The following is a 20,856-nucleotide window of genomic DNA, read 5'->3' as shown; positions in this document are numbered from 1 at the left end:
GTTTCACGTTATTGGCAACACGCTATTTGCACCGTTCATGGAGTATGGGTGCCGTGGACAGCTTTTGCGTGTATCGAGGCGCGTTAGGAGGACGGCTCGCTTACCCTGTCTTGCCCTATTTGTCTCTCCGGTGCCAGCAGACCATTAGCGCCGGCATTGATTTAGCGCAAGTGAGCCGTCACCGCCTTCGCTAGTCTTGCAGCCATAAAGCGCCAGCCCTCGCCGACTTGGTTGGCAAGCCGCGGCTTTGCTGCGCAGAGGGAGATGCCAATGAAACCTCAGAAAAAGCCTGCCGAGTTACAGCAAGCGGTGCGGGCGCTACAGCCCTATTTCGTGCGCGCCGCCTTGTTCAGCGTATGCGCCAGCCTGCTGGTGCTGGCGCCTGGCGGCTACATGCTGGAGGTGTACGGGCGGGTCGTCAACAGCCGCAGCCATCTGACCCTGGCCATGCTGACCTTGCTGGTTCTGGCGGCTTACTGCCTGATGGAAGTGCTGGAGTGGGCGCGGGCGGAGATCATGTACCAGGCGGGGCAGGAACTGGACCGGAAAATGCGCGACCGCGTGTTTGGCGCGATTTTTGAGTCCAGCCTGCGGCGAATGCCTGGCGCAAGCGTTCAGCCGCTGAACGATTTTCGGAGCGTTCGGGAATTTCTGTACTCGCCGCCCCTGCTGGCACTGATGGAAGCGCCTGTCTCACTGGTTATTCTGGGCTTGATGTTCGCCATCAGTCCGGTGCTGGGCTGGTCGGCTGTGGTGGGCGCCATGGTGCAGGTGTTTGTGGGCTGGCTGAACGAGAGGAATACCCAGCCGCCGCTGGTGGCGGCCAACCGTTGTTCCATTGCCGCGCAGCAATATGCGCAGGGTTCCCTGAGAAACGCCCAGGTGATCGAGTCCATGGGCATGCTGCGCGATGTCCACCGCCGCTGGATGGGCAAGCAACGTGAATTTCTGGAACTGCAGGCGCTGGCGTCGGACCGTGCCGGGACCTATCACGCCGTGACCAGGTTCTTGCAGGTGACCATGGGTTCGCTGCTGCTGGGTCTCGGCGCCTGGCTGCTGTTGAACAACCAGCTCAACGGCGGCGCCGGCATGATGATTGTGGGCTCCATCCTGGGCGGGCGGGTACTGGCGCCGCTGGTCCAGCTTGTCACGCAGTGGCGCGTGGTGATCAATGCCCGCGACGCCTGGCAGCGCCTGGAAAGCCTGCTGGACGCCATCGCGCCAAAGCCGGACACGATGGCCCTGCCGCCCCCCAAAGGCCTGCTGCAGGTCGAAAGCCTGGTGGCAGTCCCGCCGGGCGGTGGTCCCGCCATCCTCAAGAATGTGGCGTTCAGCCTGGCCCCGGGCGAGGTACTCGCCGTGGCAGGTCCTTCAGCCTCGGGCAAGACGACCCTGGCGCGCCTGATGGTCGGCCTGTGGCCGGCGGCAAGCGGCAAGGTGCGGCTGGACGGGGCGGACATGTTCACCTGGGACAAAAGCGAGTTGGGGCCGCATATCGGCTACCTTCCGCAGGACGTGGAATTGCTGGAGGGCACAGTGGCCGAAAACATTGCCCGCTTCGGTGAGGTCTGGCCTGCGAAGGTCAAGGCGGCTGCATTGGCCGTGGACCTGCATGCTTTCATCATGAGCCTTCCGCTGGGCTATGACAGCCCGGTCGGGCGCGAAGGCGGGATGCTGTCGGGCGGCCAGCGGCAACGCATCGCGCTGGCGCGCGCCCTCTACGGCGATCCCGTGCTGGTGGTGCTGGATGAGCCGAATTCGAGCCTTGACGAGGCGGGCGATGCGGCGCTGTCGTCCGCCATCCTGGACCTCAAAGCGCGCGGCACGACCTTTGTCGTGATGACGCACCGCACCAGTGTGCTGGCCGTGGCCGACAAGCTGCTGGTGCTGAACGACGGTGTGATGCAGGCCTTTGGACCGCGCGACGAAGTACTGGCCGCCCTGAACAAGGCCAGTGCGCAGGCGGCTGCCCAGGCGCGGAAAACCCAACACGGTGTTGTGGCTGAAGCGGCCTGAGTCGTCGATGCCCGGAAAGATGCTCATGAAAAAACCTGACTTTTTCAAGCGCAGCGAACTGGCGGCCAGCCTGTGGGCCTTCCGGCAGGAGTTCCTGGTTGTTGGCCTGTTGAGCTTTTTGACGAATTTGCTCATGCTGGCGCCAACGCTCTACATGCTGCAGCTGTTTGACCGCGTGCTGACCAGCCAAAATGAGCTGACGCTCCTGGCGGTTTCGCTGATCACCTTGTTCCTCTTCGGCGTGCTGGCCTTGTCTGAATGGCTGCGCTCGCGGGTGCTGGTCAGGGCGGGCATGCGCTTTGACCAGCAGCTCAGCACGCGGGTGTTTAACGGAAGCTTTCAGGCTTATCTTGGCGCCTCAGGGTCCACGCCGTCGCGCGCCTTCGCCGACCTGATCCTGGTCCGCCAGTTTCTGACCGGTAGCGGCGTCTTTGCGCTGTTTGACGCACCGTGGGCGCCCATCTACATCGCCGTGATTTTTTTCCTGCACCCCTGGCTGGGTGTCTTGTCGCTGGTGTTTGTTGTGGTCCAGGCCGCACTGGCCTGGTTTGGACACAGGCGCACCGTCGCACCGTCGGAAGAGGCCACAAAAGCGGGCAGCGAAACCACCAGTGACCTGCAAAGCAAGCTGCGGAACACTGAAGTGCTCGAATCCATGGGCATGATTGGCAATCTGCAGAAACGCTGGAACCGGCAGTATGCGGACTGGATGGGCAAGAGCGCCCTGGCGCAGGGCATCACGCACCGCATCACGGCCTGGAGTAAATTCATTCGCTATAGCCAGCAGTCGCTGGCGCTGGGGGCGGGCGCACTGCTGGTGATCGATGGGCAGCTCACGCCGGGGGCCATGATTGCCGCGAATGTGTTGATGGCGCGCGCGCTGGCGCCTATCGACCAGCTGGTCAGTACCTGGCGCGGCTTTGTCGCCTGCCGTGCGGCTTTTGAACGCCTGGAAAAGTTGCTGGATGAATTTCCCGAGCAGGACCCGGCCGTCACCCGGGTCGGCCCCACCGGCGAAATCAGCCTGCAAGGCGTCGTTGCCAGCGTGGCCGGGCGCGCCGCCCCCATCCTGAAAAATATCTCGTTTTCAGTGCCGGCAGGCACCGTGGTGGCCGTGCTGGGCCCTTCAGGCTCGGGCAAGTCCACCCTGGCAAGAGTCATGCTTGGCATCTGGCCGGAGTTTTCCGGCGCGGTGCTGCTGGACGGCCTGCCGGTCCAGGGCTGGAACCGCCTCGACCTGGGGCCTCATCTGGGCTACTTGCCGCAGGACGTTGAATTGTTTGAAGGCTCCATTGCCGAGAACATTGCCCGGCTTGGCGAGGTGGACGCGCGCAAAGTCATTGCGGCGGCCCGCAGCGCGGGGATGCACGAGATGATCCTGCGCTTTGCGAAAGGCTACGACACCCCCATCGGCGAGGCCGGCAGCCTGCTTTCCGGCGGCCAGCGGCAACGCATAGGGCTGGCCCGCGCGATCTATGGCGACCCCTGGCTGGTTGTGCTGGATGAGCCCAATGCCAACCTGGATGATGCCGGGGAGGCTGCGCTGCTGCGAACCCTGCGTGAACTCAAAGCCAAAGGAAAAACCGTTTTCCTGGTGACGCATCGCCCCGGCGCCGTGGCCGTGGCGGACCGGGTCATGGTTCTGCGAGAGGGCGAGTTGGTGGCGGACGGGCCCCGGGACGCGGTGCTGGCCACCTTGCGCCGCCCTCCGTCTGCTGCGCCTGCGAGGGCTTCTGCACAGCCTGCTTGCGCTTGATCTAGCGCAGCTTCTTACATCCATTCATTGCGCAAACTGATGCCATGGCCAAACCAGGTTTTCTCAAAGGCGTGACGTCTACCCCTTCGTTGTCAGCGGAGGATGAATCTGCGGCGGACAAGCGCCCCGGGCTGGGCCCGGCCGGGCGCATCGGCTTGTGGGCGCTGGCCATCGGCTTTGGGGGATTTTTGCTGTGGGCGGCATTTGCCCCGCTGGATGAGGGCGTGCCCAGCCAGGGGCAGGTTGTGATCGACACGAAGCGTAAAACGGTCCAGCACCTGAGCGGCGGTATTGTCAAGGAGGTGCTGGTGGGGGAAGGTAGTCAGGTCCGGGAAGGCCAGTTGCTGCTCAAGCTCGACGATGCCGCCGCCAGAGCGAACTTCGAAGCCGTGCGGCAGCGCTATCTGGGGTTTCGCGCCATGCAGGGCCGCTTGCAGGCCGAGCGGGCCGGGAAGGACACCATCGACTTCCACCCGGATCTGCAGGCGGCTGCGGTAGATCCGCTGATCCGGCAGCAAATGCTGAACCAGGAACAGTTGCTCCAGTCGCGCCGCGCGGCTTTGCGCGCTGACCTGCAATCCATTGAAGAAAGCATTCAGGGCCAGCAAGGACTGTCACAGGCTTACGCCGGCATGCTGGGCAATCGGCGAAGCCAGCTTGCGCTGCTCAATGAGGAACTGGGCCATACCCGCAGCCTGGTCAGCGAAGGCTATGCCCCGCGCAATCGCCAGCTGGAGCTGGAGCGCCAGCTGGCCGACGCGGGAGCGTCCATCGCCGAACTGCTGGGCAATACGGTCAAGGCCCAGCGGACTGTCACGGAACTTCGCCAGCGCGCCATCGCCAGGCAGCAGGAATACCGCAAGGAAGTGGAAACGCTGCAGGCGGAGGTGAGCCGCGAAGTGCTTGCAGATGCCGAGAAGTTTCGCGCCTTGCAGGACGATCTGCGCCGCACCGAGATCCGCTCGCCCGCTTCGGGCCAGGTGGTGGCGCTGGCGGCGCAGACCGTTGGCGGTGTGATCAGTCCAGGGCAAAAACTGATGGATGTGGTTCCTGCGAATGAGTCCTTGATGCTGGAGACAAGAGTGCAGCCGCATCTGATTGACCGTGTGTACGCGGGCATGCCCGTTGATGTGCGTTTCTCGTCTTTTGCCCATGCGCCCCAACTGGTGGTGCCAGGCCAGCTGGCGTCGGTGTCTGGCGATTTACTGACGGATCCCCAGAACAACACGAGCTACTACCTGGCGCGGGTGGCTGTGACGCGCGAAGGGCTGAAGATGCTTGGCAAGCATTTGATGCAGCCTGGCATGCCGGTCGAGGTGGTTTTCAAAACGGGTGAGCGCTCGCTGCTGACCTACCTTTTGCATCCGCTCACCAAGCGCATTGCAGCCTCCATGAAGGAGGAGTGAGATGGTGGAAAAAAGCGCTGCCCCAACGGTTTCTTTTTTGCCGCTGGCCAGGGCGGGCGCGTTCGCTATGGCGATTGTCTGCGCGCCCGCCTGGCCGCTCGACTTGTCGCAGGCCTACGAGGCGGCCCTTGCGCAGGACGCGACGATCCGGTCGGTGCGCGCAGCCACGGACGCCCGGCGTGAGCGCCTGCCGCAGGCACGCGCGCAGCTGCTGCCCAACCTTTCGGCCAGTGCCTCGCGCTACCGAAATTCGCTGGATCGGACCTCGCCCGATTTCTTTGGGCGGCTGGTCACGTCCGACGAGCGCTACACCAGCAGCAGCGAGACCTTGACCTTGCGGCAGCCCCTCTTTCGCAAGTTGCTGATGGCTGACTACCGGCAGGCGCAAGCGCAGGTTGACGATGCCAATGCCATTCTTGAGCGGGAGCTGCAAAACGTCGCGGTCCGGGTCAGTGGCGCTTATTTTGAGGCCCTGCTGGCGGAGGAACAGCTCGCATTGGTCCTGGCCCAAAAGACGGCTTACACCACCCAACTGGATGCGGCCGAAAAGCGCTTTCGCGCCGGTGCCGGAACGCGCACCGATATCGATGAAGCACGTGCAGCCCTGGACCTCAATGTGGCGCAGGAACTGGAGGCACGCCAGAGCCTGGACTTGACCCGCAGACAACTTCAAAGCCTGATCAATCGCCCCGTTGACAGGCTGGCGCCGCTGGACGCGCGCAAGATGCAGCTGCTGGAGCCTGCGCCCGGTCGGGTGGAAGACTGGGCCGAACGTGCCGAAACCCACAGCCCGGAAGTCCAGTCGCTCCGCGCGCAGGTGGAAGTAGCGCGCCAGGATGTGGACAAGGCGCAGGCGGGCCACTACCCGACGCTGGACGCCATCGCCCAGTGGTCCCGCAGCGACAGCGATACCGTCACCACCGTCAAGAACCGCTACAACAACAGATCGATTGGACTGCAACTCAATGTGCCCATCTTTTCAGGCGGGTATGTGAATTCCACCGTGCGGCAGGCTGTGGCGGCCCAGACGCGCGCAGAAGAGGCGCTCGAAGCGCTGCGACGCGACCTCGGGGTGCGGCTGCACCGTGAGTTCCGCGGGGTGACAGAGGGCGTATTGCGGGTCAAGGCCCTTGAACAGGCCGTGCGTTCAGCCGAGCAGGTGGTTCTCTCGAATCGCCGCTCGTTCGAGGCGGGCAGCCGCACCTTGCCCGACGTGCTCAATGCGGAGCAGCAGAAGGTTTCAGCCCAGCGTGACCTGGCGCAAGCACGCTTTATCTACCTGATTTCGCGTGTGCGGCTCCATGCGCTCTCGGGCGGGCCCAAGGCCGAAGTCATTGACGAAGTCAACGGCTGGTTGACGCGCTGAAGCAAGCCCACAAGCCCTCCTTCGGCCTTATGTGGCTGGATGCGTCAGGTGCCCCAGCGGCAGCGCACCGCTGGCCTTGACCTCGCCCAGCGAAAAGCTGGTGTGCAGATCCTTGACGTTGGGCAGGTTGATCAGCACGTCGCGCGCGAACTGGCTGAAGCTGTTCAGGTCGCGGCTGACCACCTGCAGCTCGAAGGTGCCGGTGCCGCTGATGTAGTGGCAGCTCACCACTTCGGGGATTTTGCGGATCGCCTCTTCCAGGGTTTTGAGCACGTCGCCGGAGTTGCGGGCGGCGTCCAGCCGCACAAAGGCCAGCACGCCCAGTCCGATCTTGTGGCGGTTGATCTCGGCCCGGTAGCCGGTGATGAAGCCCGCTTCCTCCAGCGCCCGCACGCGCCGCCAGCAGGGCGCCGCCGACAGGCCGACGCGGGATGCCAGTTCGGTGTTGGTCAGGCGTGCGTCAACCTGAAGCTCATGCAGGATGGCGATGTCAAATTTGTCCAATGTTTCCATTTTGTCGTGTTTCCTGGCAAGAATCTTTCTCAGGATAGCTTAAATCGGGCAAAGAACGCAAAGACATATCGGGCCGTCCGGCCTACACTTTGCCTTCAGTGAGAGGCGTGGTCGTACCTGACCGGGGCCTCGCCTGAGCCCTGCCCACAAGGCGGTACGACCCCTATTCTGGAGACCAACAATGAACGCCCCATTGCCCGAACACATCCGCAAAGCGCTGGAAACCGTCACGCTGGACGATAAATATTCCCTCGGTCATGGCCGGGCCTTCATGAGCGGCGTGCAGGCGCTGGTTCGCCTGCCCATGCTGCAGCGCACGCGCGACGCTGCGATTGGCCTGAACACGGCTGGTTTTATCAGCGGATACCGCGGCTCGCCGCTGGGCGGCTATGACCAGGCGCTGTGGGCGGCCAAAAAGCACCTGGCGGCGCAGAACATCGTGTTCCAGCCCGGTGTCAACGAGGAGCTGGGTGCGACCGCTGTCTGGGGCACGCAGCAGCTCGACTTGTATCCGCAGAGCAAAAAGTTCGACGGCGTGTTCGGCATGTGGTACGGCAAGGGTCCCGGCGTGGACCGCTGCTCGGACGTGTTCAAGCATGCCAACATGGCGGGCACGGCCAGGCATGGCGGCGTGATTGCCATCGCCGGCGACGACCATGTGTCCAAAAGCTCCACCGCGCCGCACCAGAGCGACCACATTTTCAAGGCCTGTGGCCTGCCGGTGTTTTTTCCGTCCAGCGTGCAGGAAATCCTCGACATGGGCCTGCATGCCTTTGCCATGAGCCGCTTTTCGGGTGTCTGGTCGGGCATGAAGACGATCCAGGAAGTGGTCGAGTCGTCAAGCTCGGTGTCGGTCGATCCGGACCGGGTGAAGATCATCATTCCCGAAGACTTCCAGATGCCGCCCGGCGGCCTGCACATTCGCTGGCCGGACGCGCCGCTGGAGCAGGAGGCGCGGTTGATGGACTACAAGTGGTATGCCGCGCTCGCCTACATCCGCGCCAACAAGCTCAACTACAACGTGATTGCCGGGCCGAACGACCGCTTCGGCATCATCGCCAGCGGCAAGGCCTTCAACGACACGCGGCAAGCCTTGGTGGACCTGGGCCTGGACGAGGACACCTGCCATCAGCTCGGCATCCGGCTGCACAAGGTCAACGTGGTGTGGCCGCTCGAAGCCAGCATCACGCGCGACTTTGCCATGGGCCTGCAGGAAATCCTGGTGGTCGAGGAAAAGCGCCAGGTCATCGAATACCAGATCAAGGAAGAACTCTACAACTGGCGCGCCGACGTGCGGCCCAATGTGCTGGGCAAGTTCGACGAGCCTGAGGGCGACCAGTCCGGCGGCGAATGGGGCCGCTCCAACCCGAGCGACAACTGGCTGCTGCGCGCCAAGGCCGATCTGACGCCGGCCCTTATTGCCAAGGCCATTGCCAAGCGCCTGACCAAGCTGGGCGTTCCCGCCGACATCATTGCGCGCATGGAGGGCCGGCTGGCCGTGATTGCGGCGCGCGAACGCGCCCTGATCGAACCCAAGCTGGAGACCGGCGAGCGCGCACCGTGGTTTTGCAGCGGTTGCCCGCACAACACCAGCACGCGTGTGCCCGAAGGATCGCGCGCGGTGGCCGGCATTGGCTGCCACTACATGACGGTGTGGATGGACCGCAGCACCTCCACCTTCACGCAGATGGGCGGCGAGGGCGTGACCTGGGTTGGCCAGGCCCCGTTCACCACCGACGCGCACATCTTTGCCAATCTGGGCGACGGCACCTACTTTCACAGCGGCTTGCTGGCCATTCGCCAGAGCATTGCCAGCGGCGTCAACATCACCTACAAGATTCTCTACAACGACGCCGTCGCCATGACGGGCGGCCAGCAGGTCGGCGAGCGACCCGAAGGCCATTCGGTGCTGCAGATCATGCAGAGCCTGGATGCCGAGGGCGTGACCAAGCTCGTCATCGTGACCGACGAGCCCGAGAAATACGACGGCGCCAGGCTGCTGGCCGGCGTGACCGTGCACCATCGCGACGAACTGGACAAGATCCAGCGCGAGTTCCGCGAGATCAAGGGCTGCACCGCCATCATTTACGACCAGACCTGCGCGACCGAAAAGCGCCGCCGCCGCAAGCGCGGCACGCTGGTGGATCCGGCCAAGCGGGTGGTCATCAACGAGCTGGTGTGCGAGGGCTGCGGCGACTGCTCTGTGCAATCGAACTGCCTGTCGGTCGAACCCCTGGAAACCGAATTCGGCCGCAAGCGCCGCATCAACCAGAACACCTGCAACAAGGATTACTCCTGCGTCAAGGGTTTTTGCCCGAGCTTTGTGACGGTCGAAGGCGGCCAGCTCAAAAAGCCCAGGAAAGAGAAAAAAGGTGACCTGGCCAGCCTGCCCGCAATTCCCGAGCCGGTGCTGCCGGTGGCTGAAAACGCCTGGGGCATCGTGGTTGGCGGCGTGGGCGGCACGGGCGTCATCACCATTGGCCAGTTGCTGGGCATGGCGGCGCACCTGGAAGGCAAGGGCGTGGTCACGCAGGACGCGGGCGGACTGGCGCAAAAAGGCGGCGCCACCTGGAGCCATATCCAGATCGCCAACCGGCCCGAGGCCATCTACACCACCAAGGTCGACACCGCCAAAGCCGACCTGATCATCGGCTGCGACCCGATCGTGACCGCCAGCCCCTACACGCTGGCCACCATGCAGCCGGGCCGCACCTTTGTCGCGATGAATTCGCACGGCACGCCGACGGCGGCGTTTGTGACCAATCCGGGCTGGCAGTTTCCGGGCGGCAACTGCGAAAGCGCCGTGCGGTCTGCCGTGGGTGCAGAGTTGATGGCGAGTTTTGATGCCGAACAGGTCGCGGTGCAGCTGATTGGCGACTCGATCTACACCAACCCGCTGATGCTGGGCTTTGCCTGGCAAAAAGGCCGTGTGCCGCTGACCCATGCGGCGCTGATGCGCGCCATTGAGCTCAATAACGTGCAGGTTGACAACAACAAGGCGGCGTTTGAATGGGGCCGTCGCTGCGCGCATGACCTGGCCTCGGTGCAGGCCTTGTTCAAGGCTGCGCAGGTGATCGAATTCGTCAAGAAGCCCTCGCTGGCGGAGATGCTGGCCAAGCGCGTGACCTTCCTGACGGCTTACCAGAACGCGGCTTACGCCCAGACCTATCAGGCCTTCGTGGAAAAAGTGCGTATCGCAGAAGCGCCGCTGGGCAAAACCACGCTGACCGAGGCCGTCGCCCGCTACCTGTTCAAGCTCATGGCCTACAAGGATGAGTACGAAGTGGCGCGGCTGCACACCGACACCGGTTTCCTGAACAAGGTCAACGCCATGTTTGAAGGCGACTTCACGCTCAACTACCACCTGGCACCGCCTTTGATCGCGGCCAAAAACGACAAGGGTGAACTCCAAAAGCAGTCCTTCGGCCCCTGGATGCTCACCGGCTTCAGGCTTCTGGCCAGGCTCAAGGGCCTGCGCGGCACGCCGCTCGATCTGTTCGGGCGCACCGAAGAGCGCAGGATGGAGCGCGCATTGATTGACGAGTACAAGGCCAGCCTGGAGGAGGTACTGGCCGGCTTGAACGCCGACAACCACAGCACGGCGCTGGAAATTGCCCGGATTCCCGAGCTGATCAAGGGCTATGGCCATGTCAAGGCGCGCCATCTGGCCAGCGCCCGCCCGCAGTGGACTGCGCTGATGCAGTCCTTCCGCCAGCCAGCGGCCTCGTCAGGGCGGCAGGCGGCGTGACCGAGGGGCGCCTGACCCTGAAAAAAGCCGTGCTGGCCGCAATGACACCTGCGTGCTGCTTTACAGCCGCATACAATGACGGGATCTTTGCTTTGGCCATGCTGGCCGGGCGCCTGTCAGTGTCTGTTTAAATTGTTGTGGAGTTAGCCGTGTTCATTTCTTCTGCTTTTGCCCAAACCGCTCCCGCTGCCGCCGCATCTGGTGACTGGATGTCTTCCATTACCGGAATGCTGCCGCTGGTGTTGATGTTCGTGGTGCTCTATTTCGTCATGATCCGCCCGCAAATGAAGAAGCAAAAAGAGCATCGCGCCATGATTGAAGCGCTGGCCAAAGGCGACGAGGTCGCTACTGCGGGCGGCCTGCTGGGCAAGGTCACCAAGCTGTCCGAGGGTTATTTGTCGCTGGAAATTGCGCCCGGCGTGGAAGTGCAGTTGCAGCGTAGCGCCATTGTTCAGGTGTTGCCCAAGGGCGCCATCAATACGGCCAAATAAGGTCATGGCGGCCTGGCGCCGCATTCAGGCCTGCTGAGGCAGCCGGGCCTTCCCTTTGTTCATACGCCCATCAGGAACCGCCCTCTCATGAATCGATATCCGGCCTGGAAGTACGCCATTATTGTGCTCGCGCTGCTGATTGCAGCCCTGTACACGCTGCCCAACTTTTTTGGCGAAGCGCCTGCCGTGCAGGTCTCCAGCAGCAGGGCGACCACCAAGATTGACCTCACGACGCTGGCCCGGGTCGAGCAGGCGCTCAAAGATGCCGGCATCATGGCGGACGCCATTGCCCTGGACGGCACTTCCGTCAAGGCGCGTTTTGGCAATACCGATACGCAACTCAAGGCCAAAGATGCAATCCAGAAAGCGCTGTCGCCCGATGGCACCGACTCCGCCTATGTGGTCGCGCTCAACCTGCTGTCACGCTCGCCTTCGTGGCTGACCGCGCTGCATGCCTCCCCCATGTACCTGGGCCTGGACTTGCGCGGTGGCGTGCACTTCATGCTGCAGGTGGACATGCAGGCAGCGCTGACCAAGCGGGCCGAGTCCCTGGCTGGCGATCTCCGTTCGTCGCTGCGGGAAAAAAATATCCGGCACAGCGGGATCAGCCGCAACGGACAGGCCATTGACATCAAATTTCGCGATACCGAAACACTGACAGCAGCCAAAGGGCTGATGCAGGACCAGTTTCCGGACCTCCAGTCGGTCGATGCCCCGGATGGCACGGAATACAAGATGACCGCCACCATCAAGCCCGAGGCGGCGCGCCGCATTCAGGACCAGGCGCTCAAGCAGAACATGGTGACGCTGCATAACCGCATCAACGAACTGGGCGTGGCCGAGCCGGTGATTCAGCAGCAGGGCATCGACCGCATCGTGGTGCAGTTGCCTGGCGTTCAGGACACGGCCAAGGCCAAGGACATCCTGGGCCGCACGGCCACGATGGAGATGCGTCTGGTCGAAGACAGCGCCGAAGCGCGGGCCGCTGAAAACAACACCGGCCCGGTGCCTTTTGGGGCCGAGCGTTTCTTTGAGCGCAACGGGCAGGCCGTGATCGTCAAAAAACAGGTGATCCTGACCGGCGAAAACCTGACGGATGCCCAGCCTGGCTTTGATTCGCAAAACCAGCAGCCCAAGGTGGACTTGACGGTGGACGCCAAGGGCGGACGCATCATGCGCGATGTCAGCCGCGAAAACATCAAAAAGCGCATGGCGATCCTGTTGTTTGAAAAAGGCAAGGGCGAGGTGCTGACCGCACCCGTCATCCAGAGCGAACTGGGCAACCGCTTCCAGATTTCCGGCTCCATGAGCGTGAGCGAGGCCAATGACCTGGCGCTGCTGCTGCGCGCCGGCTCCCTGGCCGCGCCCATGGACATCATCGAAGAGCGCACCATCGGCCCGACGCTGGGCGCAGACAACATTGCCAAGGGCTTTCAGAGCGTGGCCTGGGGTTTTGTGGTGATCGTCGCTTTCATGGTTTCTTACTACATGCTGTTTGGGCTGTTTTCGGGCCTGGCACTGGCCGTCAACCTGCTGCTGCTGGTGGCGGTACTTTCCATGCTGCAAGCGACGCTGACCTTGCCGGGCATGGCAGCCATGGCGCTTGCGCTGGGCATGGCGATTGACTCCAATGTGCTGATCAACGAGCGCATACGCGAGGAATTGCGCAACGGCGCCTCTGCGCAGGCCGCCATTCATTCGGGTTACGAGCGGGCCTGGGCGACCATCCTGGACTCCAATATCTCGACGCTGGTCGTTGGTCTGGCCTTGCTGGCCTTTGGCTCGGGCCCGGTGCGCGGCTTTGCCGTGGTGCATTGCATCGGCATTCTGACCAGCATGTTCTCGGCGGTATTTTTCTCGCGCGGCTTGGTTAATCTCTGGTATGGCCGTCAGAAAAAGCTCAAGACGGTCTCCATTGGTACGGTGTGGCGTCCCGCCTCTTCCGGCACCGTGTCGAAATAATCCAGTCTCTTTTTCCGCGCAGCCTTCCAAGGACCCCAGATGGAATTTTTTAAAATCCAACGCGACATTCCGTTCATGCGGCGTGCCCTGATTTTTAACGTGGTCAGTTTTGCGACTTTTGCGCTGGCGGTTTTCTTTCTGTTCTCCCGGGGCCTGCATCTGTCGGTCGAATTCACCGGCGGCACCCTGATGGAGGTCAATTACACGCAGGCCGCCGATGTCGGGAAAATCCGCGATACCGTGGCGGGTCTGGGCTTGACCGATGTTCAGGTTCAGAATTTCGGCACCTCGCGTGATGTGATGATCCGCTTGCCGGCGCAAAAGGGCGTGAGCACGGCCCAGCAAGGCGAAACCGTGCTGGCCGCGCTGAAAGCCGTCAACAGCGATGTGACGCTGCGCCGCACGGAATTCGTGGGCCCGCAGGTGGGCAAGGAGTTGGCCGAGGATGGCCTGAAGGCGCTGGCGATGGTGGTGTTGGGCATCATGGTCTATCTCGCATTTCGCTTTGAATGGAAATATGCGGTGGCGGCCATCATTGCCAATCTGCATGACGTGGTCATCATTCTTGGATTCTTCGCATTTTTTCAGTGGGAGTTTTCGCTCGCTGTGCTGGCCGCCGTGCTGGCGGTACTGGGCTATTCGGTCAATGAATCGGTCGTGATTTTTGACCGGATTCGCGAGAATTTCCGCCGCTACCGCAAGATGAATACCGAGCAGATCATCGACAACGCGATCACCTCGACCATCAGCCGCACCATCATCACCCATGGTTCGACCCAGATCATGGTGTTGTCCATGCTGCTGTTCGGCGGCCCCACGCTGTTTTATTTTGCGCTGGCCCTGACCATCGGTATTTTGTTCGGCATTTATTCGTCGGTGTTCGTGGCGGCTGCGATTGCCATGTGGCTGGGCATCAAACGCGAAGATCTGGTGAAAGGTCCGGCCAAAAAAGATGAAGACCCGAATGACCCCAATGCCGGGGCCACGGTATAAGCTGGCGCTGTGACTGTGCAAGGTGGCTGTGGCTTCAAGTACCGATAGAAACACTGTGCTGGCAAACCAGGCGCGTGCGTTATTTACCAAGCGCGCCGGACAGGTGTTGCCAGAGTTGGCCCAAGCCATCAGTGACAGGCTCGTCGCCTTGGCCGAGCAGCCGGGCAGCGGCCGTGACATCCAGGCGCAGCAGGACGCGGTGCTTGCGTTCCAGCAAAATGCTTCTGCCTGGATTCAGGGCACCATCAGCGCCTGGAACATGGCACGAAGCACGCCTCGGGTTGCGGTGCAATCGCGGTTTACGGAGTCCAGTGCATTCGAATTGATGGGCAACGAGGTGATGGAGAACCAGATCCTGGCTTCCCGCCTTGCGCTGCGACTGCTGGATTTTGCGAGCTGGGAGTTCAATGACCTCCGGCTGCGCATACAGCATCTTGAGGTCATCACAGAACTGCATAAAGACGACATTTTTCGCCCCGAAGTGCTGGCGCGGCACATGGCCGAACAGTGGACGGAGGCGCCTCTGCCACGGCCGCTGTGGATGGCGGTGCAGGACCTGATTCAGAAAACCATGGCCGAGCGCATGCTGCATGTGTACCACGAGGCCAATGAGTTCCTTGTCGGCCGGGGCGTGATGGCTGAAATTGATCTTCGTCCCCTGGTCAGGCGTACACCCTCAGCGGTCGCGGAAAATTCCGGGTTCAGGGACGGTCTTGAGCGGGCGCCGGAGCCGGCACAGCGCGCCGGCGCCAGCAACCCGGTCTTCGACGAAACGCGCATGCAGACGTCCTCCACACCCTTGACCAGGGCGCGCATGCGCGCCCAGGGCGTGATAGGCAATCTCAAGCGGCTGCTCTCCGTTCAGGATTCGGGCTTCGATAAATCTCTGTCCAGACAGGCTTCAGGACCGCTCGCTGCGGCCATGGCCGGCATGCAAAGGTCGAAAGACGCAGGGCAGGAAGATACAGTATTCGCTGATTCGCAAGGGCCGGGCCATGTCTTTGCCCAGGCGGATGTAAACCAGGCCGTGAGCGCGGTGCGCGAGCGCGCCAGTGCACTGAAGCAAGTTGCGTCCACCGCGTCCGAAAAGGCAACCATTGAAATTGTGGCCTTGATGTTCCAGAGCATTTTGGCTGAAGACCGGATTCCGGCGGCGATTCGGGTCTGGTTTGCCCGGCTACAAATGCCGGTGCTGCGTGTAGCGATTTCCGAGCCCGAGTTTTTCGGATCGCTGCAGCATCCGGCGCGTCGCCTGATTGATCGCATGGGTTCTTGCGCGCTCGGTTTCGACGTGACCTTGACGGGCGGCGCCATGGAGTCCGAGATCAAGCGGATTGTTCAGGTGATCGAGCAATACCCTGAAACAGGGCGCCGGGCGTTTCAGTTGGTCTACGACGAGTTTGAAAAGTTTCTTTCCCGGTTTCTCTCGGAGCAAGGCACGACAGCCCGCGTGGTGAGCGTGGCCCAGCAGGTTGAGCAAAAAGAGACCATGGCCATTCAGTACACCATTGAGATGCGCAACATGCTCAATGACATGCCGGTGCGCGATGAGATTCGTGAGTTCCTGTTCAAGGTATGGGCTGAAGTACTGGCTATTTCTGCGACCAAAAGCGGTCCGCAGCATCCAGACACCATCAGGCTCAAGCGCGCTGCGTCCGACCTGGTATGGGCAGCCAGCGCCAAACCCAACCGGAGCGACAGAGCCCAGGTGATTTCCGACCTGCCCAAACTGCTGCAATTGCTGCGCCTGGGCATGTCGATGATCGGCCTCACAACCAATGAGCAGGACCAGCGGCTCAAAGCCATCAGCGACACGCTGGCGGACGCGTTCATGTCGAAGACCGATGCGATTCCGATGGCGCGGGTGGAGGCCTTGGCCCAGCGGCTGGCCAATCTGGAAGATTATTTATCCGACGAGGATGTTGGTGATTTGCCGCTGGACATGGACAGCCTGGTGACGATGATAGGAATTGATTCTGCAACCATTGAAGTGATCGTCGATGGTGGCAGCCCGCCCGCTGACGGCATGCGGGCTTGGGTCGATGAACTGCAGTTGGGCACCTGGTTCAGCCTTGATCACAATGGCAAAGTCAGCCATGTGCAGTTTGCGTGGTGCAGCGATCGCAAGCAACTGCATTTGTTTGCAGCGGCTGACGGCCGCAACTTTTTGATTCAGGCCCGCAGGCTGGCGGCCTATCTGCAGGCAGGGCTGCTGGTTCCGACAGAAGAAGAGGCGCTCACGGTGCGCGCCACCCGCGATGCACTGGCCAAGATCAACGCGAATCCGGAGCGCCTGCTCGCCTAGCCTGTTTGCTGGGCAGATGCGGTGTGGGGGATGTTCAGTGCGCGAGACGAAGCTCGGTGTCGTCACAGAGCTCGTCCAGCACCAGCGCATCGGGTTCTTCGCCAAAACTCCAGTAGACCATGAGCACGATGATTTTCAGGTCGTCCAGGGTGACAGGATCTCCCGGTGCCGCCATGGCGCGGTCGATGACGATTTCGCGCATGTGCGGCGGCAACACGCCGGATGACTCCAGAAAACTCACAAACCCCAAGCTCTGCGCGCCCAGGTGCACCTGCTCGGCCACTGAGTAAACGCGCAGGCTGTTGGCTGATTGCGGCTGAATGCCCGACAGGGCTGGAACAGATTCTGCAGGCCCTGAATGGACCTTGGCCGGCAGGCCGATTTGCGTCACTTGGGCTGCGATGTTCAGACCGTCAAGCCACACCAGCGCATCCTGGATTTCCTCGGCGTCAAACCCTGCGGCAGTGAGTTTTCGACCCAGGCGCTGGAGTTCCGGGCAGGCGTCGCCTTGCCAGTAATTCTCATAGACGTAGACCAATACTTCAAACATGGCCCCAATATAACGCAGATGGGCGCTGCAGTGCCAAGCCTATCCACGGGGCCGGGCAGCCTGCTTCAGCCTGCCGCAAGGCGCTGAAACAAGCCCCCGGGCAAGCGTGCAACCTGCCCGTTCAGTTCAAGTTCAAGCAATTGCGCCTGCAGCCGGGCGGTATCCAGGCCGGTGCGTGCCTGCAAGGCATCCAGGCTCACGGCATCAAAGCCCAGCGCCGCCAGCAGCGGGTTTTCGGCCTCGTCATTCTCGCTGTTGGCCGACTGCACCGCGCGGTCGGCGTTTTCAGCCAGGCCTGTTGCGGGAAGGTGCAGCTCTTCCAGTACGTCTTGCGCCAACTCCACGAGTTTGGCGCCCTGTTTGATCAGTGCATGGCAACCGCGTGACTGGGGCGAGTGGATGGAGCCGGGAATGGCAAAAACTTCCTTGCCCTGTTCGGCCGCCAGCCTCGCCGTGATCAGCGAGCCCGATTGCAGTGCCGCCTCTACCACCAGCGTGCCCCGGGACAGCCCGGAAATGATACGGTTTCGCTTGGGGAAGTTGGCGGTCAGCGGCGGCGTTCCGAGCGGAAATTCACTGATGAGCATGCCCTGCCGGGCAATCCGGTGGGCCAGCGCGAGATGGCGTTTCGGATAGACCCGGTCCAGCCCGGTTCCCACCACCGCAATCGTGTCGCCGCCACCCAGCAGGGCGCCATCGTGGGCCGCACCATCAATGCCCAGCGCCAGCCCGGACACCACGCAAATTCCGGCGCTGCCAAAGGCCCGGGCAAATTGGCGGGCGTTGGCTTCCCCCTGGGGGGTAGGGTTGCGGCTGCCGACGATGGCGAGCTTGACGGCTGCTTGCTTTGCGGCTGCTGGCGCTTGCTGGGCAAGGGTTCCCAGCATGTAGAGCATCAAAGGCGGGTCTTCGATGTCAAGCAGTTCGGAGGGGTAAGCAGCGTCGCCTAGTGCCACCACGCGTCGGTCGTCGCCCGCCTGTAGCCAGTCCAGCGTGGTCTGCAGCTGCGCGGCCAGGGTGGGCGGCTCGGTCAGCAGGGCGCTGGCCAGTTTGTCGGAGCCCAGTTGCCGCAGCGTTGCCCCGCTTTGCGCAAACACGGCCTGCGCGGAGCCGAAGGTCGCCAGCAGTTTTCGCGCCGTCGTGTTGCCGATGCCGGGCGACAGGGCCAGCCGCAGCCAGGATTGAAGTTCTTGGGAATCCACTTGGTGATGGGTTTCAGGCGTCCTGCCGGGCAGGGCCGTCGGCAGGACGCGCGTTCAAGGCCTCAATTCGGGTTGGCGAAGCGGTCTCCAACCTTGACGCCATCGGTCACCTGCAGGACCAGCGCATAGGACAGATTCTCAAAGGTGCGGAACACCATCATCAGTCCGTTGCGCTCGTTGGGCAGCTTGATGCCCGGGCGGGCGCTGTCGGTTTTATCCTGCAGACGCTGGCCATCCTTGAGGAGTGCCATCACATGACCGCGCTCCAGTCCGTCGCGGGTGCCCCGGTTGACCACCACGATCTGGTTTTCTGCCGCAAAGGCCACGGCGTTGCCATAGACCGAAACGATCTGACCGGTGATGACGCTCGCCGGCGCTCTGGGCACATAGCTGAGCAATTCACGCGCTGGCTCGGGCATCAGGCGGTCGCCCACCCGCATTTCTTCCTTGGCGGCCACGATATCGATGGTGGCCGGCACGATCTCACTGGTGGCCTTGCCGTCTTTGTCCTTGGCCTGCACAATGGATTCGCCGCGCACCAGCTCGGCTTTGCCGACATACTGGGCCTCGTAGCCGAGGATTTCCTGCGTTGTCGGGTCTTTGAGCGGCGTGGCATTGCGAAACACCCGGAAATCCTTGGCTTCGCCCGCGGCGTCGCTGAGCGGCTTGCCCTTGTTGTCGCCCCCGGTGTACTGGCCGCGCGCATAGGCGCGGTCGCCACGGCTGAGCAGCACACGGCCTTCCTGCGTGGCCACAATCCGTGGTGCCAGGGCAAACGTGGTGGCGTCCACAATCATCGCTTCGGCTAAAAATGGCTCGATCGCATTGGGCGAGAGCGTGGGAATGGAGGCATCGGCCAGCGACTCATAGCGCGTGCGGGGAGAAAGCCGGACGGTGTCGGTGGGTGGGCCGCCGTCGCTGGCCCCACGGCGCGTGCGCAAGCGGGCGCGGCCGTTGGTCTTTTCAAGGTAAAGCTGCTGGCCGGGGTAGATGAGGTGGGGGTTGCGGATGTCTGCAAGGTTCATGCCCCACAGCTCGGGCCAGCGCCAGGGGTGTTTCAGAAACAGGCCGGAAATGGCCCACAGCGTGTCGCCCCGCTTCACGGTGTAGCTGTCGGGGGCGTTGGGGGCCAGGTCTGCCAGCGCAACACCGGTTTCAGCCACCTGGTTGGCGGTGGCCCGCTGGTCTGCGCTGATGGGAAAATTCTGTGCGTGAAGGCCGACAGTGGTGCCCAGAAAAACAGTAGCGGCTATTGAAATACGACTGAAACGACCAAAAATAGTGTGCATCTTGAAGGCCCTTGGGGCTGGCAGGGGGTCTGATGCGGCGACAAGTGGCGCGTCAGACCTTGTTTTTTTCTTGATAAATCACTGCGGATTTTGTACGCAAGCCCCTGATTAAGCAACGATTACGCGATTCTGAGAATATCGGATGCTTTAAAAAATAGAGAAAAGTGGCGAAAATAGCAACATCTCTTCCTTTGCCCCATGACCCAAACAACTTCATCGACCCAACTCTCCATCCTTCGCTACCCTGACCCGCGCCTGAACACGGTGGCCAAACCCGTGGCGGCGGTGGACGCGCGCATTCGCGCGCTGGCCGACGCCATGTTCGAGATCATGTACGAAGCGGCGGGCATTGGCCTGGCCGCGACGCAGGTCGACGTGCATGAGCGCCTGGTCGTGATTGACGTGAGCGAAGACCGCGACCAGCCGATGGTGCTGATCAATCCCGAGATCATCTGGGCCAGCCCCGAGACCCGTATGGGCGATGAAGGCTGCCTCTCGGTGCCCGGTATCTACGACGGCGTGGAGCGTTCGATTGCCGTCAAGGTACAGGCGCTGGACCTGGACGGCAAGCTCCAGGTGCATGCGGCTGAAGGCATGCTGGCGGTCTGCATCCAGCATGAGATGGACCACTTGATGGGCAAGGTGTTTGTGCAATATCTGTCGCCGCTCAAGCGCAACCGCATCAAGACCAAGATGGTCAAGCAGAAAAAAGACGAAGAGCGCGACGCCGAGCGCTGAACCCGGCGCGGCGCTTGGGGCGCCCGGGAGTCTTTAGAATCGACGCCCATGCGCATCATTTTTGCCGGTACCCCTGAATTTGCCCGTGTGGCCTTGGCCGAACTGCACAACGCCGGCTTTGACATCGCCCTGGTGCTGACCCAGCCCGACCGCCCCGCCGGCCGCGGCATGAAGCTGCAGGCCTCCGCCGTCAAGCAGTTCGCGCTGGACCACCAGATGGCGCTGGCACAGCCACGCAGCCTGCGCCTGGACGGCAAATACTCCGAGGATGCGGCCGCTGCCCGCGCCGCGATCGAGGCCGCCGTCGAGGCTGGCGCCGAGGCCATGGTGGTCGCGGCCTATGGTCTGATCCTGCCGCAGTGGGTGCTCGACCTGATGAGCGCCAGCGAACGCAGCGCCGGACCGCCCCAAGCAAGTTCAGCCCCCTCGGGGGGCAGCGCAGTACGCAAAGCGACAAGCGTGGGGGCTCGTAAGTTGGGCTGCTTCAACATTCATGCCTCTCTGCTGCCGCGCTGGCGCGG

General features: G+C 62.4%; 15 protein-coding genes. 11 read left to right on the top strand and 4 right to left on the bottom strand.

Going from position 1 to position 20,856, the window contains the following annotated elements; all coding sequences use genetic code 11:
* Positions 1 to 270: 270 nt before the first annotated feature.
* From IV091_RS12465 to IV091_RS12450, 4 genes are read left to right on the top strand one after another with little or no spacing between them, the layout of a single operon-like run.
* Complete coding sequence (locus IV091_RS12465; protein ID WP_293469175.1) at positions 271 to 2,016, top strand: type I secretion system permease/ATPase; 1,746 nt, start codon at positions 271 to 273, stop codon at positions 2,014 to 2,016.
* A gap of 25 nt (positions 2,017 to 2,041) precedes the next feature.
* Positions 2,042 to 3,772, top strand: coding sequence for a type I secretion system permease/ATPase (locus tag IV091_RS12460; RefSeq protein WP_293469173.1), 1,731 nt, complete (start codon positions 2,042 to 2,044; stop codon positions 3,770 to 3,772).
* Between the two features lie 44 nt (positions 3,773 to 3,816).
* Positions 3,817 to 5,178 (top strand): HlyD family type I secretion periplasmic adaptor subunit, encoded by a 1,362-nt coding sequence (locus IV091_RS12455; protein ID WP_293469171.1) that lies wholly within the window; start codon positions 3,817 to 3,819, stop codon positions 5,176 to 5,178.
* 1 nt (position 5,179) lies between these two features.
* Positions 5,180 to 6,544, top strand: a complete 1,365-nt coding sequence (locus tag IV091_RS12450; RefSeq protein ID WP_293469169.1) for a TolC family outer membrane protein — start codon at positions 5,180 to 5,182, stop codon at positions 6,542 to 6,544.
* A gap of 27 nt (positions 6,545 to 6,571) precedes the next feature.
* On the opposite strand, the gene IV091_RS12445 is transcribed toward IV091_RS12450, so the two are convergent.
* Positions 6,572 to 7,057, bottom strand: a complete 486-nt coding sequence (locus tag IV091_RS12445) for an Lrp/AsnC family transcriptional regulator (RefSeq protein WP_293469167.1) — start codon at positions 7,055 to 7,057, stop codon at positions 6,572 to 6,574.
* Positions 7,058 to 7,238: 181 nt separating this feature from the next.
* On the opposite strand from IV091_RS12445, the gene IV091_RS12440 reads away from it, so the two are divergent.
* The 5 genes from IV091_RS12440 (at position 7,239) to IV091_RS12420 (ending at position 16,556) form a co-directional block, all read left to right on the top strand.
* The gene (locus tag IV091_RS12440; protein ID WP_293469165.1) at positions 7,239 to 10,805 is read left to right on the top strand and encodes an indolepyruvate ferredoxin oxidoreductase family protein; all 3,567 of its coding nucleotides are present in this window, start codon (positions 7,239 to 7,241) and stop codon (positions 10,803 to 10,805) included.
* Between the two features lie 149 nt (positions 10,806 to 10,954).
* The gene (yajC, locus tag IV091_RS12435; protein WP_293469163.1) at positions 10,955 to 11,296 is read left to right on the top strand and encodes a preprotein translocase subunit YajC; all 342 of its coding nucleotides are present in this window, start codon (positions 10,955 to 10,957) and stop codon (positions 11,294 to 11,296) included.
* 87 nt (positions 11,297 to 11,383) lie between these two features.
* Positions 11,384 to 13,258: a protein translocase subunit SecD gene (secD, locus tag IV091_RS12430; protein ID WP_293469161.1), complete on the top strand. Its 1,875-nt coding sequence runs from the start codon at positions 11,384 to 11,386 to the stop codon at positions 13,256 to 13,258.
* Positions 13,259 to 13,297: 39 nt separating this feature from the next.
* Positions 13,298 to 14,251, top strand: a complete 954-nt coding sequence (gene secF / locus IV091_RS12425) for a protein translocase subunit SecF (RefSeq protein ID WP_293469159.1) — start codon at positions 13,298 to 13,300, stop codon at positions 14,249 to 14,251.
* Positions 14,252 to 14,273: 22 nt separating this feature from the next.
* Positions 14,274 to 16,556 (top strand): DUF1631 family protein, encoded by a 2,283-nt coding sequence (locus IV091_RS12420; RefSeq protein ID WP_366807002.1) that lies wholly within the window; start codon positions 14,274 to 14,276, stop codon positions 16,554 to 16,556.
* 34 nt (positions 16,557 to 16,590) lie between these two features.
* Here the strand turns inward: IV091_RS12420 and IV091_RS12415 are convergent, their stop codons facing one another.
* The 3 genes from IV091_RS12415 to IV091_RS12405 all read right to left on the bottom strand — a co-directional run bounded on the left by IV091_RS12415 (position 16,591) and on the right by IV091_RS12405 (position 19,597).
* Entirely contained in the window at positions 16,591 to 17,106 is a 516-nt protein-coding gene (locus tag IV091_RS12415) for a DUF494 domain-containing protein (protein WP_293469155.1), read from the bottom strand.
* A 65-nt stretch (positions 17,107 to 17,171) separates the two neighbouring features.
* Complete coding sequence (gene dprA / locus IV091_RS12410) at positions 17,172 to 18,308, bottom strand: DNA-processing protein DprA (RefSeq protein WP_293469153.1); 1,137 nt, start codon at positions 18,306 to 18,308, stop codon at positions 17,172 to 17,174.
* Between the two features lie 62 nt (positions 18,309 to 18,370).
* Positions 18,371 to 19,597: a LysM peptidoglycan-binding domain-containing protein gene (locus IV091_RS12405; RefSeq protein ID WP_293469151.1), complete on the bottom strand. Its 1,227-nt coding sequence runs from the start codon at positions 19,595 to 19,597 to the stop codon at positions 18,371 to 18,373.
* A gap of 198 nt (positions 19,598 to 19,795) precedes the next feature.
* Between IV091_RS12405 and def the strand changes: the two genes are divergently transcribed.
* Complete coding sequence (gene def / locus IV091_RS12400) at positions 19,796 to 20,335, top strand: peptide deformylase (protein ID WP_293469149.1); 540 nt, start codon at positions 19,796 to 19,798, stop codon at positions 20,333 to 20,335.
* Between the two features lie 48 nt (positions 20,336 to 20,383).
* On the top strand, positions 20,384 to 20,856 hold a 473-nt coding region (locus tag IV091_RS12395; RefSeq protein WP_293469147.1), incomplete at its 3' end, for a formyltransferase family protein.

Origin of the sequence: Polaromonas sp. (genome assembly GCF_018780625.1) — a bacterium.
Lineage (GTDB): Bacteria > Pseudomonadota > Gammaproteobacteria > Burkholderiales > Burkholderiaceae_C > Polaromonas.
The sequence above is the reverse complement of the archived record's forward strand: the minus strand, read 5'-3'. Positions and strand labels throughout refer to the sequence as shown.

Coding starts and splice junctions, on each gene's coding strand:
- IV091_RS12460 (WP_293469173.1), top strand. CDS start 2,042: ATGAAAAAACCTGACTTTTTCAAGCGCAGCGAACTGGCGGCCAGCCTG.
- def (WP_293469149.1), top strand. CDS start 19,796: ATGACCCAAACAACTTCATCGACCCAACTCTCCATCCTTCGCTACCCT.
- IV091_RS12440 (WP_293469165.1), top strand. CDS start 7,239: ATGAACGCCCCATTGCCCGAACACATCCGCAAAGCGCTGGAAACCGTC.
- IV091_RS12445 (WP_293469167.1), bottom strand. CDS start 7,057: ATGGAAACATTGGACAAATTTGACATCGCCATCCTGCATGAGCTTCAG.
- secD (WP_293469161.1), top strand. CDS start 11,384: ATGAATCGATATCCGGCCTGGAAGTACGCCATTATTGTGCTCGCGCTG.
- IV091_RS12405 (WP_293469151.1), bottom strand. CDS start 19,597: ATGCACACTATTTTTGGTCGTTTCAGTCGTATTTCAATAGCCGCTACT.
- IV091_RS12450 (WP_293469169.1), top strand. CDS start 5,180: ATGGTGGAAAAAAGCGCTGCCCCAACGGTTTCTTTTTTGCCGCTGGCC.
- IV091_RS12455 (WP_293469171.1), top strand. CDS start 3,817: ATGGCCAAACCAGGTTTTCTCAAAGGCGTGACGTCTACCCCTTCGTTG.
- secF (WP_293469159.1), top strand. CDS start 13,298: ATGGAATTTTTTAAAATCCAACGCGACATTCCGTTCATGCGGCGTGCC.
- IV091_RS12415 (WP_293469155.1), bottom strand. CDS start 17,106: ATGTTTGAAGTATTGGTCTACGTCTATGAGAATTACTGGCAAGGCGAC.
- IV091_RS12465 (WP_293469175.1), top strand. CDS start 271: ATGAAACCTCAGAAAAAGCCTGCCGAGTTACAGCAAGCGGTGCGGGCG.